The 16,434-nt window shown below is 50.2% G+C and carries 14 protein-coding genes and 1 pseudogene; 4 read left to right on the top strand and 11 right to left on the bottom strand.

The window, feature by feature from the left end:
- Nucleotides 1–18: 18 nt before the first annotated feature.
- Nucleotides 19–987, bottom strand: coding sequence for a site-specific tyrosine recombinase XerC (gene xerC, locus ACVBEJ_RS13635; protein WP_447130188.1), 969 nt, complete (start codon nt 985–987; stop codon nt 19–21).
- Complete coding sequence (locus ACVBEJ_RS13630) at nt 987–4,001, bottom strand: CHC2 zinc finger domain-containing protein (protein ID WP_447130187.1); 3,015 nt, start codon at nt 3,999–4,001, stop codon at nt 987–989. The genes xerC (ACVBEJ_RS13635) and ACVBEJ_RS13630 overlap by 1 nt, the downstream gene beginning before the upstream one ends.
- A gap of 102 nt (nt 4,002–4,103) precedes the next feature.
- Here ACVBEJ_RS13630 and ACVBEJ_RS13625 point away from each other — a divergent pair, with 102 nt between their 5' ends.
- On the top strand, nt 4,104–4,469 hold the full coding sequence (locus ACVBEJ_RS13625) for a helix-turn-helix domain-containing protein (protein ID WP_447130186.1): 366 nt from the start codon (nt 4,104–4,106) through the stop codon (nt 4,467–4,469).
- A gap of 77 nt (nt 4,470–4,546) precedes the next feature.
- Nucleotides 4,547–4,804, top strand: coding sequence for a hypothetical protein (locus ACVBEJ_RS13620; protein ID WP_447130185.1), 258 nt, complete (start codon nt 4,547–4,549; stop codon nt 4,802–4,804).
- Nucleotides 4,805–4,896: 92 nt separating this feature from the next.
- Here the strand turns inward: ACVBEJ_RS13620 and ACVBEJ_RS13615 are convergent, their stop codons facing one another.
- The 5 genes from ACVBEJ_RS13615 to ACVBEJ_RS13595 all read right to left on the bottom strand — a co-directional run bounded on the left by ACVBEJ_RS13615 (nt 4,897) and on the right by ACVBEJ_RS13595 (nt 12,541).
- Nucleotides 4,897–5,586, bottom strand: a complete 690-nt coding sequence (locus ACVBEJ_RS13615; protein WP_447130190.1) for a transposase — start codon at nt 5,584–5,586, stop codon at nt 4,897–4,899.
- Between the two features lie 224 nt (nt 5,587–5,810).
- Nucleotides 5,811–6,557, bottom strand: a complete 747-nt coding sequence (locus ACVBEJ_RS13610) for an ankyrin repeat domain-containing protein (protein ID WP_447130189.1) — start codon at nt 6,555–6,557, stop codon at nt 5,811–5,813.
- Between the two features lie 9 nt (nt 6,558–6,566).
- A complete protein-coding gene (locus ACVBEJ_RS13605; protein ID WP_447130203.1) occupies nt 6,567–7,823 on the bottom strand; it encodes an RHS repeat-associated core domain-containing protein in 1,257 nt (418 codons plus the stop codon).
- Nucleotides 7,824–8,558: 735 nt separating this feature from the next.
- On the bottom strand, nt 8,559–9,527 hold the full coding sequence (xerC, locus tag ACVBEJ_RS13600) for a site-specific tyrosine recombinase XerC (protein ID WP_447130188.1): 969 nt from the start codon (nt 9,525–9,527) through the stop codon (nt 8,559–8,561).
- Complete coding sequence (locus ACVBEJ_RS13595) at nt 9,527–12,541, bottom strand: CHC2 zinc finger domain-containing protein (RefSeq protein WP_447130187.1); 3,015 nt, start codon at nt 12,539–12,541, stop codon at nt 9,527–9,529. The genes xerC (ACVBEJ_RS13600) and ACVBEJ_RS13595 overlap by 1 nt, the downstream gene beginning before the upstream one ends.
- Before the next feature lie 102 nt (nt 12,542–12,643).
- On the opposite strand from ACVBEJ_RS13595, the gene ACVBEJ_RS13590 reads away from it, so the two are divergent.
- Together ACVBEJ_RS13590 and ACVBEJ_RS13585 are read left to right on the top strand one after the other, a co-directional pair.
- Nucleotides 12,644–13,009 (top strand): helix-turn-helix domain-containing protein, encoded by a 366-nt coding sequence (locus ACVBEJ_RS13590; protein WP_447130186.1) that lies wholly within the window; start codon nt 12,644–12,646, stop codon nt 13,007–13,009.
- A 77-nt stretch (nt 13,010–13,086) separates the two neighbouring features.
- The gene (locus ACVBEJ_RS13585; RefSeq protein WP_447130185.1) at nt 13,087–13,344 is read left to right on the top strand and encodes a hypothetical protein; all 258 of its coding nucleotides are present in this window, start codon (nt 13,087–13,089) and stop codon (nt 13,342–13,344) included.
- Between the two features lie 92 nt (nt 13,345–13,436).
- Here the strand turns inward: ACVBEJ_RS13585 and ACVBEJ_RS13580 are convergent, their stop codons facing one another.
- The 4 genes and pseudogenes from ACVBEJ_RS13580 to ACVBEJ_RS13565 all read right to left on the bottom strand — a co-directional run.
- A complete protein-coding gene (locus ACVBEJ_RS13580) occupies nt 13,437–14,126 on the bottom strand; it encodes a transposase (protein WP_447130184.1) in 690 nt (229 codons plus the stop codon).
- 405 nt (nt 14,127–14,531) lie between these two features.
- The gene (locus ACVBEJ_RS13575) at nt 14,532–15,080 is read right to left on the bottom strand and encodes a hypothetical protein (protein WP_447130183.1); all 549 of its coding nucleotides are present in this window, start codon (nt 15,078–15,080) and stop codon (nt 14,532–14,534) included.
- Nucleotides 15,067–16,149, bottom strand: a complete 1,083-nt coding sequence (locus ACVBEJ_RS13570; RefSeq protein ID WP_447130182.1) for a hypothetical protein — start codon at nt 16,147–16,149, stop codon at nt 15,067–15,069. Before ACVBEJ_RS13570 ends, ACVBEJ_RS13575 begins: the two co-directional genes overlap by 14 nt.
- Nucleotides 16,150–16,194: 45 nt before the next feature.
- Nucleotides 16,195–16,311: pseudogene (locus tag ACVBEJ_RS13565) on the bottom strand (RHS repeat-associated core domain-containing protein); the annotation flags it as partial.
- Between the last annotated feature and the right edge of the window lie 123 nt (nt 16,312–16,434).

The following is a 16,434-nucleotide window of genomic DNA, read 5'->3' as shown; positions in this document are numbered from 1 at the left end:
TCCCATGTCTCTACAGCGTTAATGACTCTCCCGTCCTTCCACTTTTTCAATCTTCGCTGGATGGGTCGCTCGATGGATCTCTTTCAATTTCAAGATCGAGACCTGGGTATATATCTGCGTGGTCTCTAATTTGCTGTGTCCCAATATCTCCTGGATATAACGGATGTCCGCACCGTTCTCCAGCATATGGGTCGCCATCGCATGGCGGAACAGATGGCAGCTGCCGGTTTTATTCAGGTTGGCCCGGTCAATGTATTTCTTCACACGTCTCGATATACCTTCGTTGGAGAACCGTTCACCGTACTGGGTCAGGAACAGCGTCCAGTCATCCTCTCCCGCCACCAGTTCCGGCCTCACATCGGCCATATAGCGTTTTACCCAATTCAGGGCTCTATCTCCAATCGGCACCACACGGTCTTTCTGGCCCTTGCCCTGCTCCACAAAGACAATCCCTCGCGCCTGGTCGATACTCTGCACCGTCAGATTTACCAGCTCCATCCGTCGGATGCCGCTGGAGTACAACACTTCCAGGATCGCTCGATCTCTCAAGCCATAGGGATCGTTAACGTCCGGTAGATCAAGGATGGTGTTTATTTCTTCCTCGGTCAGTATCGCTTTCGGCAGCCGCCGCTGTTTCTTCGGCAATTGCAATTCACTGGCCGGGTTGTAGAGGATATACCGCTCCCGCGTCAGCCATTTAAAAAAGCCCTTTATAGCACTTAGTCTTACACCTTGGGTGTGGGTCGATATGGGTTCACCATTACTCCGCCGGTAGTACACCAGGTAGCGTTGATAACGGCTCAGGATGGGATAGGTGATTTGTTTCGGTTGAGACAACCCTCGATCAGAACACCACTCCGCAAACAACCGCAGATTCGCTGTCCAGGTCTTGATTGTCGTCTCCGTATAACCCTGCGCCCGGCAACTGGCAAAGTAGCGATTCAGGTGGCTGGTAAAGCCTTCTGGATCGGTAGGCCCGTCAGACATTAGTGGCCTGCTTGGGCAGCTAATGGTTGGGGATTACCTGTACGGGTCGCTCCTGCGCTTCCCTGCGCCCGCGACACTTGTGCCTCCTGCACATCGTACGACCGAGTGTTGTTTTTCTGGCTAGAGGTGCTTTTTCGGCTTTTCTGACCACCTTCTGGCAAAGCCTTGTCATTACTGGACTCAGGCAATTTTTCGACACCTGACCACCCCCTGACCGGGGGCTGACCAGACCCTGACCGGGTTACGTTTTGCCCTGACCGCTGATTGTCGTACTGGAGTTTTTTAACATCAATCAGGCCCATCATGTGTTGTTGGTCGTGGCCTTCCGAGTTGTCATACAGCAGCTCATAGTCATAACTCTGGCCTCGACTACTCCGGTGAACCAACAGATATTCCAGCTCCACCAATCGAGCCATATGGATTTTTAACGCGGTGTCACTCCACTGCACCGCCTCTCTCACATCCCGGCGGCTAAAACGATAATCACGCTGCTCGATACTGTCCGCCTGGCAAGCTTCTCGCACCATTCTCTGGATTAACCGCAGCAGCTTGCGAGTCTGTGCCGGCAGTTCATCCAGGGTACGCCCCAATACCTCATGGGCCAGCCGGTTGGCCGTCTCAATATCACTAAGCTGTACCTCCACATATTCCAGATCCTTGCCAGCGTGGTTGATGGTTTTTACTTCTCGTTGGTACTGGTGCAACAGCGCAATACTGTCAATCAGGGTCAGGTATTTCTCATGATCCCGGCGAGTGCGAGTTTTATCGTCAAGGAAGGTGAGCTGGTCAGCGTAGGAATTGATGACCGCCAGCGGCCGCAACAGGCGTTGGGCGTTACGGTGCAGGGCAACAAGACGATCTTTCTCCAACTTAGCCTGTAATCCCTCCAGTGTGCGCCGCCGCCGTTGCGCCTCGTGGATAGCCCGCGTCTGCTCTCTGGATTCATTCACCGTCAACACCAGGCAACGGTTTAACAGTTCCTCATCAATATCAATAGCGGTGGTGGTTAAAAACAGCATTACCGGGCCTTCAACGCGATATTCACGCGTTACCAACTCCCCGGTGTCATCGTCTTTGCCAGTACTGGCAATGGTGATTTCCCCTTCACTCTGCAACAGCTTGAGCGCATAGCTGGCATTACTCGCCCCCTCCTCCTCAGCAATGGCCAGTATCTTGTGCTTTAAATTGGTCTCACCCATATAAAACAAACTCTGCCCGGTCATCGCCGAGTATTGCACCCGCTCATCCTCTGGCATCAGATTTAAAACCGCATCCATCAAACTGCTTTTACCGGCGGCACTGGTACTCTGGATTATTACCGCCAGGGGTCGATCCAGTTTTCGGCTACCCGCCGCCAGATACCCCACCAGCTTATTCACTTCCTCACCCACAACTCCACAGCGGCTAAAGTCGCACAAGATACGCTCCAGCAGTTCAGGATCACTCAGCAACTCCAGGGCTTCGGATTTCTCGTCATCACTCAGTGAGCTGGACGACTGCTCCTCAACCACACCGCCGCCAATCAGCTGCTCCTGTAACTCCTCCAGCTTTAACAACACTTTGCCCAGGTCGGCTTTGAGGGTGTTTTCCTCCACCGACAACTCCAACGCCGCCACCTTGATAAACCCCTGACGATGCCGCGCCGAGTACAGATCAAAGCTGTCCACATGAAGCCCAGATTCGTTACTGGCCAGCACATTGACCTTTAACACTTCGTAGTTTTTGTTTTTCTCAAGGCCACGCACTCGGTACTTTCGATCACCAAACACCAGGTTAACCTCTCTGTCCGATACGTCAGCATCAATGGGATTAGCAGGCGCATCAGGAACAGCCGCCGCCGGTGGCGCAACCTCTGTTGATTCAGCAGCTAATGAAGATGGCTCCTCCCCATTTCCAAGCCATTGCGCATTTCGTATCACCGCGCCCAAACGCGCTGCCGCTCCCCCTGTATCCTGTTTCCTGTCACCTGTCACCTCAACCGCATAACTGTTCGCATCTGCCCCCTTGGGGAAGTTGAGCCGATAACAGGCAAAGCCCTCTTTTTGCAGTCGTTCGGCCAATTTCTCAGCCGCAGCATTTCCCGCCTCATCTCGGTCATAGGCAATCAGCACTCGCTCAATACCGCACTGTTTAAACAACACCAGGTGGTCATCGGTAAAACCCTGTGTGCCATAGCTGGCGGTGACATTGCGATACCCCGCACACCAGAACGTCATCGCATCAATCAGGGCTTCACAGAGGATCACTTCTTTCTGACCAGCTAATCCATCCGCATTCCAAACACCCGCATGAGATCCAGGCAGATACAGGTGCTTGGGCGTACCCTTGCGCAGATCGTCCCGGATTTTCCGGCCATACAGTTCCAGCACATCACCAACAGCGTTAAAAATGGGAACCGTAAAAGAACCATTAAAATGCTCGTGGCCGGATGACCGATAAATACCCACTTCCTGTAATTGGCCCCGCAATGCATCCCCCGCCTTGGTGCGCTTCGGTGGCAATCGATACCCCAACGTCCGATTGGCATAACCCAGCTTAAAACGCTCAATCAGTTCTGGATGATTCAGCCCGCGACTATCGAGATACGCCAACGCCTCCGGGCTTTCCTTCAATGCCTGGTGGTAATAATCCACCACCTGGCGCAACAGGGGTTGAGCCTCGGCATTTTCCGGCAACAGTGGATCCAGCTTTTTGGTGACAGAGCGTTTTACCGGCTGGACCGGTGCAGCTAAGGAACAATCGGATTGCAGGATTTCGACAGCATGGCGGAAGCTCACGCCCTGGGTCTTTATCACCCAATCAATGACCGAACCCGCCGCACCACAGCCAAAGCAGTTAAACAGGTTGGTGGATGGGCTGATGATCAGGCTGGCCGTCTTCTCCTCGTGGAATGGGCAGCAGATCGCGTAATCCTTACCCTGCTTCACCGGTTGGTAGCCCTGGCTTTCGATCAGGTTCAGTAATGACACCTCATTTTTTAACCGTTCGATCACTTCGTCTGCAATTCGCGCCATAACCTGATTTCCCCAAAAACTTGTCAAGTATCTAACTTTGCATTATTTTAGTATCTTTATAGATACTCATGTCAACCCCAGTTAGATCGAAGGAGATAATCAATGGCGAACCCGACAATGACTTTATGGATCGCTATGAGCTTCCCAATCCGATTTTTACAGCTGCGCAAGGACAATGATCTCACTCAGCAAGGCATGGCTGATGCCATTGGCATTCATGTCACTCAGGTAAAGCGCTATGAAGCCGGTACCTCTCAGCCTTCCCTGGAGATACTCAAGAAGATCGCTGTAACTTTTAGCATCACAACCGATGAGCTGATTTTTGAAGACAGCGAACGCGGCCCCTCAGATGATCTGCAAATGCAGTTCGAGGCATTGAGCCAGTTCGATAAAGAGGAGAAGAAGATTGCCAAGGCGGTACTCGATAGCTTGATCCTCAAGCACACCGCCAATCGCCTGGCTGGATAAGATTTCAAAAAGCGCTGGCCCCAGGTGCAGCAACACTCAGGGCCAGCTCACCACCACTGACTAAGAAGGAGTCAACAATGGCTGGAAGTAATAGTAATTCCACAGCGGATAAAATTCATCTATCGCGGGCGCAGCTGGTTCAACTCAACGATGAGTTTTACCAGGTCTTTGCCCTTAACGGATTTTTATACGATGCCATCGAGGGCATGATGGCGGAGATGGTCAGCCGGTTTGAGCTGCCGCCGCACAGCCTGGTTGGGCTGGGGCAGGTACTCTCGATTATCCGGCAGCGGCAACAACAGCTCAAGGAGCGGCTGATTCAGATGGGCGGGTAATTCACTGCCAGCAGCTGACCAAAAATAACGCCCCGGCAGATCAATGGCGGGGCGTTGGGTCGTGTTTTCTCAACTATAAGATACCTGTTCAATCATCTTTTTTTTCTGGGGCGACCCGAACGACCTCTCGTGACTCTGCGGCCTATCGCCGATTCAATTTCCTGCTTGAATCGATCACTGCCCAGCGCGTAATTGCCATTCGTCGCCTGACGGATGTCGTCCACCAAACCCGGATCAAGATGATAGCGAAACAGCTCGCGATAATGGCGCTGCCGATTTTCTGCTTCCCCACCCAAGCGACAGTAAATTTCCTGTGGAGCAATTAATTCACTGGCCTCGCCCTGTGCATTCACTCGATAACTTGACCAGCGGTATTCTGCCGGGTGCGATACCATACTGGCACGAACCGGGTTCAATTCAATATATCGGTAACAACCCAGCACGTAATCTTCCTCTTGGGTAATACATGATTTGAAGCGCCCTTCCCACAAAGTACCACTGCGCCGGTAGGTGCGATTAATGTACTGCACATACCGCTGACCCAGGCGACCCATCAAAACTCCCACGCCTGCTTCTGTTTTTGGCGTCACCAGCAAATGAACATGGTTGGTCATCAACACATAGGCATGCACCTGGCATTGGCTAATTTCGCTGTATTCTTTCAGCCAGTCCAGGTAAAAAAGATAATCATCGTCGCTGTAAAAACAGGCTGCGCGGTTATTGCCGCGCTGGATGATGTGGTGCGGAACACCCGCCAAACTGATTCGCGCTCTCCTTGGCATAATTTTCTTCCTTGAACAAAAAACTCAATCCACTTTACTTAAAAAACCGTGGTCTGTCCCCTATTATTATTAATTCTGCCAGCAACCGACCAAAAATAACGCCCCGGCAAATTCTGGCGGGGCGTTGGGTGGGGGGTTCTCAGTTATAAATCAGGGCGACTTTTCAAAAAACAAATGCGTCCCTTCGGCAGGGACGAAAATCAAATGAGAGAAACTATCACTTGTCACCGACCCCTTTTATCGTTTGTTAACTGAATTACCTTCTCACGCCACTTATATTGGTCACTTGAAGGATCAAGATTTTGTCGAGATAAAATTTTGGCCAAACTAACTCCTTGCCTTGATTCCGTTGAACAGTCGGCTCCGTTTTCAATTAAATACGCAACTATATGAAACTGATTAAGCACTGCGGCTTGCAGGCAAGGTGTATATTCGTTACCTCCTAACAAGTTAACATTTGATCCACTTTCAACTAATATTTTTACCCTTTCGAGCCTGTTTTTATGTGCTCCCATTATTGCAGCATGAAGGAGACCATCCCCAAACTGATGATTATTAATAAAGTTTGGGTCACCGCCATTCATCAACATGGCCTTCAAAAAGAAAGGGTCTTCCATTTCTGAAGCAATCCATATTGCCGACCTTCCTTTTAGAGAAGCGACTGTAATCTCGATATTAGGATCTGCACCATATTTAAGAAGAGACTGCACACCTTTCTTATTTTCCACCAATAACGGCCCCAAAAGAGGTGTAAAGCCATCTTTACCAACTGTGTTGATATCAACGCCTGATTCTACCAAGCGTTCTACTACCGTTATCTTTCCACGTGATGCAGCAAGAACCAATTTTTTCACTGATTCGCTTGAATAAAATTCCGACATTCTAACTCCATCAACCAACTCGTCGTTTTTACAAGCTAATAATGTCAATATAAAAAAGATCATTGAATATTTAACGTATCTTTTTGCCATAAACTGCACCTAAAATTGGGAGTGAAGAGTTAATGGGTCTTTTAACCCTTTTGGTGCCATTCTTATTCTATTCCCAGCCGCATTAGGCATAGGAGTCATATCTTGAAGCAAGCTTAATATGTCACCACTTGTATAATATGCATCAATTAGCTGTGTTCCTACACTTATATTTGCACCATATCTAGCTACCGTTTTCGCATGAAGTCCAGCAGCATTAAATGTGATAGCCCTCGTATTGGTCACAATAGACGCAGCACTAGCTAACCCACCACCTAAAGAATGCCCCGTTAGCAGTAGGTTTCCATCTACAACGCTCTTGACATCAGTTGCCAATTTGATTGCTAGCTCATATTGTTTTGTTTCACGCCCCACACCTTGTGGAATATTTGTACCCCAATCTTTTCCCTCATCAGTACCTCTAAACGAAATAATTGTGCCCTGATCATCTTCAAGTATTTTGGCCTGGAACCCACTGGCGGGATCATCAACAACTGCATCTATTCCCAGATCAGCTTTAGGATTAAGGACTCTGAATCCAGAGCAATCGCCCCCATCATACGCACATGCTGCTGCTCTAGCGGCACGCTTTGCTTCTTGACTTTTAACTGAGTACTCGCTGCTAAATAACTCACTAAATGCTGCGCTTACAGCACCATTGACAAACTTGCCGCCAGTAATCTCAGAAATTGTTCCGCCTATAACAGCTTTTATTAGTGCTCTTGCTTCGACAACTTGCGACTTAACCCATTTAGCACCACCAGCTATAGCACTTATTCCCGCTGACAAGAAACCATGTCCAAACTTACCTCCCTGTAAAACACTTGTAATACCACCAACAGCTCCGTAGGCTAGTACTGCTTCAACAGACAACTCTCCTCCTAGAGAGCTTCCCCCTAACGCACCAAAAGCTGCGCCGGATATTGCACCATTCAATGCTCCTCTAAGTGCACCTTTTATACCTCCAGTTATAAGCCCTCCTGCGAATCCAGCAAACCCACCTGCAATAGCGCCAGCAACAGCTGTTTGTGCTATACCAGTCAAGCCCCACCCAGCAGCCCATCCTAAAGCAGCACCATATGTAACAACAGACACGACTATCGCTACAACAATCGAAACAATCTGCTTTATCGAAATAAAACCAGTCGGGTCGGTGGCATTGAGCGGATTGTTCCAAACGTAGGAGTACCTATTCAGTGATTGGGTACTGAGCGGATCTTGAATCATAGGATCCGCCTGCAAGAACCGCGCAATCTTCGCATCATAAATGCGCCCATTTAATGACCCCGACGCAACTTGTCGTAGTCGAAGGCGTTTTTCCCAGAGGCATCAAGGTGTTAAAGAGCGTTCGCGCGAAGGCTTTACGACCATACCCCAAAAAATCCCCAGACGCACTTTTTCATTTAGCCGCTGGTTTTTAATGATCTTGCAGGGGCGCGGCAGCGCCCCTGTTTAGCAGCTAAAAAGGGTGGGTTTTAGCGAAGGCGGCGAGGATGGGGCAGCGGGTTTTTGCTGCCACACCGCAGGTGCCCACGCGCGGCACTGGAGGGTGGGCAATGTGATTGGTTGACTCCGCGCGTAACGCAGAGGAGTTGATACAGCGGTTATAGAGAGTGCCTTTGGCGGCTTGCCGCCCCCTTAAAGCCACAGCGGCATTTACACATAATGCAAATTATGCGGCGCAGCGGACAGTGGGTTGTGTGGTGTGCCGGCCTTACATTGCTGGCTATTGGGATGGCCTTGCCCGGCGCACGACATAACACACTGCGCATAATTTCAGCATTATGTTAAGTGCCGTTGGGGCGGTGAAGCCCCACGCCTGGGGCGCGCCCTGAAGGACGCTTGCGGCCGGAAGCGCGGGGGTGGGTAAATAAACCTGTGCCGCTGGACGCATGTAGGGTTGGCGCAACGGTTGCGGGGTTTGGTTTGCAAGCGCCGTGACAAGCCTTGATGTGGCCAGCGGCGGCTTTATCGTCTCTGCCATCCTCCCATGTCTCTACAGCGTTAATGACTCTCCCGTCCTTCCACTTTTTCAATCTTCGCTGGATGGGTCGCTCGATGGATCTCTTTCAATTTCAAGATCGAGACCTGGGTATATATCTGCGTGGTCTCTAATTTGCTGTGTCCCAATATCTCCTGGATATAACGGATGTCCGCACCGTTCTCCAGCATATGGGTCGCCATCGCATGGCGGAACAGATGGCAGCTGCCGGTTTTATTCAGGTTGGCCCGGTCAATGTATTTCTTCACACGTCTCGATATACCTTCGTTGGAGAACCGTTCACCGTACTGGGTCAGGAACAGCGTCCAGTCATCCTCTCCCGCCACCAGTTCCGGCCTCACATCGGCCATATAGCGTTTTACCCAATTCAGGGCTCTATCTCCAATCGGCACCACACGGTCTTTCTGGCCCTTGCCCTGCTCCACAAAGACAATCCCTCGCGCCTGGTCGATACTCTGCACCGTCAGATTTACCAGCTCCATCCGTCGGATGCCGCTGGAGTACAACACTTCCAGGATCGCTCGATCTCTCAAGCCATAGGGATCGTTAACGTCCGGTAGATCAAGGATGGTGTTTATTTCTTCCTCGGTCAGTATCGCTTTCGGCAGCCGCCGCTGTTTCTTCGGCAATTGCAATTCACTGGCCGGGTTGTAGAGGATATACCGCTCCCGCGTCAGCCATTTAAAAAAGCCCTTTATAGCACTTAGTCTTACACCTTGGGTGTGGGTCGATATGGGTTCACCATTACTCCGCCGGTAGTACACCAGGTAGCGTTGATAACGGCTCAGGATGGGATAGGTGATTTGTTTCGGTTGAGACAACCCTCGATCAGAACACCACTCCGCAAACAACCGCAGATTCGCTGTCCAGGTCTTGATTGTCGTCTCCGTATAACCCTGCGCCCGGCAACTGGCAAAGTAGCGATTCAGGTGGCTGGTAAAGCCTTCTGGATCGGTAGGCCCGTCAGACATTAGTGGCCTGCTTGGGCAGCTAATGGTTGGGGATTACCTGTACGGGTCGCTCCTGCGCTTCCCTGCGCCCGCGACACTTGTGCCTCCTGCACATCGTACGACCGAGTGTTGTTTTTCTGGCTAGAGGTGCTTTTTCGGCTTTTCTGACCACCTTCTGGCAAAGCCTTGTCATTACTGGACTCAGGCAATTTTTCGACACCTGACCACCCCCTGACCGGGGGCTGACCAGACCCTGACCGGGTTACGTTTTGCCCTGACCGCTGATTGTCGTACTGGAGTTTTTTAACATCAATCAGGCCCATCATGTGTTGTTGGTCGTGGCCTTCCGAGTTGTCATACAGCAGCTCATAGTCATAACTCTGGCCTCGACTACTCCGGTGAACCAACAGATATTCCAGCTCCACCAATCGAGCCATATGGATTTTTAACGCGGTGTCACTCCACTGCACCGCCTCTCTCACATCCCGGCGGCTAAAACGATAATCACGCTGCTCGATACTGTCCGCCTGGCAAGCTTCTCGCACCATTCTCTGGATTAACCGCAGCAGCTTGCGAGTCTGTGCCGGCAGTTCATCCAGGGTACGCCCCAATACCTCATGGGCCAGCCGGTTGGCCGTCTCAATATCACTAAGCTGTACCTCCACATATTCCAGATCCTTGCCAGCGTGGTTGATGGTTTTTACTTCTCGTTGGTACTGGTGCAACAGCGCAATACTGTCAATCAGGGTCAGGTATTTCTCATGATCCCGGCGAGTGCGAGTTTTATCGTCAAGGAAGGTGAGCTGGTCAGCGTAGGAATTGATGACCGCCAGCGGCCGCAACAGGCGTTGGGCGTTACGGTGCAGGGCAACAAGACGATCTTTCTCCAACTTAGCCTGTAATCCCTCCAGTGTGCGCCGCCGCCGTTGCGCCTCGTGGATAGCCCGCGTCTGCTCTCTGGATTCATTCACCGTCAACACCAGGCAACGGTTTAACAGTTCCTCATCAATATCAATAGCGGTGGTGGTTAAAAACAGCATTACCGGGCCTTCAACGCGATATTCACGCGTTACCAACTCCCCGGTGTCATCGTCTTTGCCAGTACTGGCAATGGTGATTTCCCCTTCACTCTGCAACAGCTTGAGCGCATAGCTGGCATTACTCGCCCCCTCCTCCTCAGCAATGGCCAGTATCTTGTGCTTTAAATTGGTCTCACCCATATAAAACAAACTCTGCCCGGTCATCGCCGAGTATTGCACCCGCTCATCCTCTGGCATCAGATTTAAAACCGCATCCATCAAACTGCTTTTACCGGCGGCACTGGTACTCTGGATTATTACCGCCAGGGGTCGATCCAGTTTTCGGCTACCCGCCGCCAGATACCCCACCAGCTTATTCACTTCCTCACCCACAACTCCACAGCGGCTAAAGTCGCACAAGATACGCTCCAGCAGTTCAGGATCACTCAGCAACTCCAGGGCTTCGGATTTCTCGTCATCACTCAGTGAGCTGGACGACTGCTCCTCAACCACACCGCCGCCAATCAGCTGCTCCTGTAACTCCTCCAGCTTTAACAACACTTTGCCCAGGTCGGCTTTGAGGGTGTTTTCCTCCACCGACAACTCCAACGCCGCCACCTTGATAAACCCCTGACGATGCCGCGCCGAGTACAGATCAAAGCTGTCCACATGAAGCCCAGATTCGTTACTGGCCAGCACATTGACCTTTAACACTTCGTAGTTTTTGTTTTTCTCAAGGCCACGCACTCGGTACTTTCGATCACCAAACACCAGGTTAACCTCTCTGTCCGATACGTCAGCATCAATGGGATTAGCAGGCGCATCAGGAACAGCCGCCGCCGGTGGCGCAACCTCTGTTGATTCAGCAGCTAATGAAGATGGCTCCTCCCCATTTCCAAGCCATTGCGCATTTCGTATCACCGCGCCCAAACGCGCTGCCGCTCCCCCTGTATCCTGTTTCCTGTCACCTGTCACCTCAACCGCATAACTGTTCGCATCTGCCCCCTTGGGGAAGTTGAGCCGATAACAGGCAAAGCCCTCTTTTTGCAGTCGTTCGGCCAATTTCTCAGCCGCAGCATTTCCCGCCTCATCTCGGTCATAGGCAATCAGCACTCGCTCAATACCGCACTGTTTAAACAACACCAGGTGGTCATCGGTAAAACCCTGTGTGCCATAGCTGGCGGTGACATTGCGATACCCCGCACACCAGAACGTCATCGCATCAATCAGGGCTTCACAGAGGATCACTTCTTTCTGACCAGCTAATCCATCCGCATTCCAAACACCCGCATGAGATCCAGGCAGATACAGGTGCTTGGGCGTACCCTTGCGCAGATCGTCCCGGATTTTCCGGCCATACAGTTCCAGCACATCACCAACAGCGTTAAAAATGGGAACCGTAAAAGAACCATTAAAATGCTCGTGGCCGGATGACCGATAAATACCCACTTCCTGTAATTGGCCCCGCAATGCATCCCCCGCCTTGGTGCGCTTCGGTGGCAATCGATACCCCAACGTCCGATTGGCATAACCCAGCTTAAAACGCTCAATCAGTTCTGGATGATTCAGCCCGCGACTATCGAGATACGCCAACGCCTCCGGGCTTTCCTTCAATGCCTGGTGGTAATAATCCACCACCTGGCGCAACAGGGGTTGAGCCTCGGCATTTTCCGGCAACAGTGGATCCAGCTTTTTGGTGACAGAGCGTTTTACCGGCTGGACCGGTGCAGCTAAGGAACAATCGGATTGCAGGATTTCGACAGCATGGCGGAAGCTCACGCCCTGGGTCTTTATCACCCAATCAATGACCGAACCCGCCGCACCACAGCCAAAGCAGTTAAACAGGTTGGTGGATGGGCTGATGATCAGGCTGGCCGTCTTCTCCTCGTGGAATGGGCAGCAGATCGCGTAATCCTTACCCTGCTTCACCGGTTGGTAGCCCTGGCTTTCGATCAGGTTCAGTAATGACACCTCATTTTTTAACCGTTCGATCACTTCGTCTGCAATTCGCGCCATAACCTGATTTCCCCAAAAACTTGTCAAGTATCTAACTTTGCATTATTTTAGTATCTTTATAGATACTCATGTCAACCCCAGTTAGATCGAAGGAGATAATCAATGGCGAACCCGACAATGACTTTATGGATCGCTATGAGCTTCCCAATCCGATTTTTACAGCTGCGCAAGGACAATGATCTCACTCAGCAAGGCATGGCTGATGCCATTGGCATTCATGTCACTCAGGTAAAGCGCTATGAAGCCGGTACCTCTCAGCCTTCCCTGGAGATACTCAAGAAGATCGCTGTAACTTTTAGCATCACAACCGATGAGCTGATTTTTGAAGACAGCGAACGCGGCCCCTCAGATGATCTGCAAATGCAGTTCGAGGCATTGAGCCAGTTCGATAAAGAGGAGAAGAAGATTGCCAAGGCGGTACTCGATAGCTTGATCCTCAAGCACACCGCCAATCGCCTGGCTGGATAAGATTTCAAAAAGCGCTGGCCCCAGGTGCAGCAACACTCAGGGCCAGCTCACCACCACTGACTAAGAAGGAGTCAACAATGGCTGGAAGTAATAGTAATTCCACAGCGGATAAAATTCATCTATCGCGGGCGCAGCTGGTTCAACTCAACGATGAGTTTTACCAGGTCTTTGCCCTTAACGGATTTTTATACGATGCCATCGAGGGCATGATGGCGGAGATGGTCAGCCGGTTTGAGCTGCCGCCGCACAGCCTGGTTGGGCTGGGGCAGGTACTCTCGATTATCCGGCAGCGGCAACAACAGCTCAAGGAGCGGCTGATTCAGATGGGCGGGTAATTCACTGCCAGCAGCTGACCAAAAATAACGCCCCGGCAGATCAATGGCGGGGCGTTGGGTCGTGTTTTCTCAACTATAAGATACCTGTTCAATCATCTTTTTTTTCTGGGGCGACCCGAACGACCTCTCGTGACTCTGCGGCCTATCGCCGATTCAATTTCCTGCTTGAATCGATCACTGCCCAGAGCGTAATTGCCATTCGTTGCCTGACGGATGTCATCCACCAAACCCGGATCAAGATGATAGCGAAACAGCTCGCGATAATGGCGCTGCCGATTTTCTGCTTCCCCACCCAAGCGACAATACATTTCCTGTGGAGCAATTAATTCACTGGCCTCGCCCTGTGCATTCACTCGATAACTTGACCAGCGGTATTCTGCCGGGTGCGATACCATACTGGCACGAACCGGGTTCAATTCAATATATCGGTAACAACCCAACACGTAATCTTCCTCTTGGGTAATGCAAGACTTAAAGCGCCCCTCCCACAAGGTGCCGCTGCGCCGATAGGTGCGATTAATGTACTGCACATACCGCTGACCCAGGCGCCGCATCAAAAGGCCAACGCCGGACTCTGTCTTTGGCGTCAACAGCAAATGAACATGGTTGGTCATCAACACATAGGCATGCACCTGGCATTGGCTGATTTCGCTGTATTCTTTCAGCCAGTCCAGGTAAAAAAGATAATCGTCTTCACTGTAAAAACAGGCTGCGCGGTTATTGCCGCGCTGAATGATATGATGCGGGACACCCGCCAAACTGATTCGTGCTCTCCTTGGCATCTCTTTCTTCCTTGACTAAAAAATCGATTTTTATTCTAACCACAAAAATTAAACTGTGCCACGTCCCCTATAGTAACGCTATAGTAACGCCCCGGCAGATTCCTGGCGGGGCGTTGGGTGGGGGGTTCTCAGCTTATAAAATCAGGGAATCTGTGCCACGTCCCCTATTGTTCCGATGACATTACAGTTTGCCAGGCAGCTCGAATATCCTCCGAAAGTGGGGTCAGGTCTTGTTTTTTGCCTTTCGTTCATCTTCCACTAAAGTGAGTAAGCCTTGCAAGAGCAAATGACAAGACCTGACCCCACTTTCGCGGACCCCACTTTCGCGCCACTTTCGCGAATCAACTAAAGGGCTCTGACCCCTTTAATGCTTGACCCCTTTAATGCTGGGTGGGAGTTTCTCAGTTATAAATCAGATTGGTTTTTTAAGGCTGTGATACGTTTAAAAAACCGAGTTTCTAAGATTTTTTCCTTATAACAAATAAACAACCACAATAAAAAGCTAGACAGAACGAAGAACAACAAAAACTTTCGGGGGCCAAAATAACCATCTTTTACTTCTTTAAAACTAACGACCTCTTTTCTGGAATCCAATCTCACACTAAGTGTTTTCGCATACCAAAAAAGTTTAACGTAAAAAACCTCTAGATTATTTCCTAAAAATTCATCAAGTCCTTTTGATGCCTCATCACAGGCTAAAAAGCCAACAGTGTAAGAGATACTTTGGCCTCCACTCTCCACCAAAAAAATATCCGAGGATGTGACCCCCTTGGATTTATCCTCCTTACAAGCATAATCGACAAGCTTACCGGACAGATACCTAACAGCCTCAACATCTTTAGCCTTATCTTCAGATGTAACTCTATACGACGCAATAAGATACGGCATGGAAAAAATGCAAAGGGCAACAAGTCCAAGAAGGTATAAATATTTTCCTTTTTTATTCATTTCCATCGAGCCTCTTTATAAACTCCCCCGTTCCCATAACATTTGAAGGCAAGTCTGAGACATTATCACCACCAAGCAATCTCATCGGAGCTTTATAAGCGCCCTTTACATCCAGTAATTCCAGGGTGATATCTGCCGCCGTGCCATACTGATCGCCCAAAAGTTGCTTATTAAAAGTAGAGCCTGTTGTTAGTTTTTGATAATCGTTATATATGCTATAGCCACCCAATGAAGCCGCAGCTCCACAACCAAAACCTAGCGAACCAACGCATGACCCAGCCACACCAAGACCAGTCGCAAGCGTCTTATAGCCAAACGCTAAATATTCGGGTTTAACATCTATCGCATGTATTCGGCTTGCTCGGCTCATCTCATCAGCTCTTAATGAATCAATTTTCATTCTTGTCTCATCAGAGAATGGAGTATTCGAACCAGCCATTTTTCCACGCGTTGCGAGATCCGCCTGCGCCATTTGTCTTTTATACAAATCGGATCTAGACATAGCTCTTAACTCATCGTCCGTTTTACGAGTCATAAGATCATTTTGCCTTATCGCTTCTTTTTTGATTTTCATTGCTCTTTGATATTGAGACAGCTCATTGGCCACATAAGCAAATGCTGCCGTTAATGCACCGTTCGCAAACTCACCACCCGTAATTTCCGAGATAGTGCCTCCGACGACAGCCATCAATACACCTTTTAGAACCTTATCGGTCACGGTAATATTCATGCCGCCAACTTTGGCAAGACCAGCAGAGATAAAGCCATGACCAAACTTCCCTCCTTGGAGTATCGACATCACTCCACCAGCGAAAGCATGTGCTAACGGCCTAGCCCAAGCATCTGCTGCCCCAAAACCTATTCCACCAATTGCACCAAATGCGGCCCCAGAAACAGCGCCATATAACGCCCCTCGCAAAGCTCCTTTAATCCCTCCTGTGACTAATCCGCCGGCAAATCCACCTACCGCACCACCAATAGCTCCCGCTATCGCACCTGCTGCAACTTTGCTAAGTCCGGCTGATAAATAACCTAATGCAGCACCTGCGGTATATATACTGACTACGATCGTCACAACAATTGAAACAATTTGCTTAATCGAGATATATCCGCTGGGGTCAGTGGAGTTAAGCGGGTTGTTCCAAACGTAAGAGTAACGATTCAGTGATTGAGTACTGAGTGGGTCTTGTATGAATGGGTCAGCTTGAAGGAACCTGGCGATTTTGGGGTCGTAAATGCGCCCATTTAATGACCCCGACGCACTTGTCGTAGGCGAAGGCGGTTTTCCCCAGAGGCATCAAGGTGTTAAAGAGCAATCGCGCGAAGGCTTTACGACCATACCCCAAAAAATCCCCAGACG

The sequence above is a fragment of the Porticoccus sp. GXU_MW_L64 genome (genome assembly GCF_052983295.1).
This window is presented reverse-complemented; position numbering and strand designations above follow the sequence as displayed.

What these genes read in the sequence shown, in the direction of transcription:
- ACVBEJ_RS13610 (WP_447130189.1), bottom strand. Translation starts at nt 6,557, where the DNA reads ATGGCAAAAAGATACGTTAAATATTCAATGATCTTTTTTATATTGACA.
- ACVBEJ_RS13630 (WP_447130187.1), bottom strand. Translation starts at nt 4,001, where the DNA reads ATGGCGCGAATTGCAGACGAAGTGATCGAACGGTTAAAAAATGAGGTG.
- ACVBEJ_RS13585 (WP_447130185.1), top strand. Translation starts at nt 13,087, where the DNA reads ATGGCTGGAAGTAATAGTAATTCCACAGCGGATAAAATTCATCTATCG.
- xerC (WP_447130188.1), bottom strand. Translation starts at nt 987, where the DNA reads ATGTCTGACGGGCCTACCGATCCAGAAGGCTTTACCAGCCACCTGAAT.
- ACVBEJ_RS13615 (WP_447130190.1), bottom strand. Translation starts at nt 5,586, where the DNA reads ATGCCAAGGAGAGCGCGAATCAGTTTGGCGGGTGTTCCGCACCACATC.
- ACVBEJ_RS13595 (WP_447130187.1), bottom strand. Translation starts at nt 12,541, where the DNA reads ATGGCGCGAATTGCAGACGAAGTGATCGAACGGTTAAAAAATGAGGTG.
- ACVBEJ_RS13625 (WP_447130186.1), top strand. Translation starts at nt 4,104, where the DNA reads ATGGCGAACCCGACAATGACTTTATGGATCGCTATGAGCTTCCCAATC.
- ACVBEJ_RS13590 (WP_447130186.1), top strand. Translation starts at nt 12,644, where the DNA reads ATGGCGAACCCGACAATGACTTTATGGATCGCTATGAGCTTCCCAATC.
- ACVBEJ_RS13580 (WP_447130184.1), bottom strand. Translation starts at nt 14,126, where the DNA reads ATGCCAAGGAGAGCACGAATCAGTTTGGCGGGTGTCCCGCATCATATC.
- ACVBEJ_RS13575 (WP_447130183.1), bottom strand. Translation starts at nt 15,080, where the DNA reads ATGGAAATGAATAAAAAAGGAAAATATTTATACCTTCTTGGACTTGTT.
- ACVBEJ_RS13620 (WP_447130185.1), top strand. Translation starts at nt 4,547, where the DNA reads ATGGCTGGAAGTAATAGTAATTCCACAGCGGATAAAATTCATCTATCG.
- xerC (WP_447130188.1), bottom strand. Translation starts at nt 9,527, where the DNA reads ATGTCTGACGGGCCTACCGATCCAGAAGGCTTTACCAGCCACCTGAAT.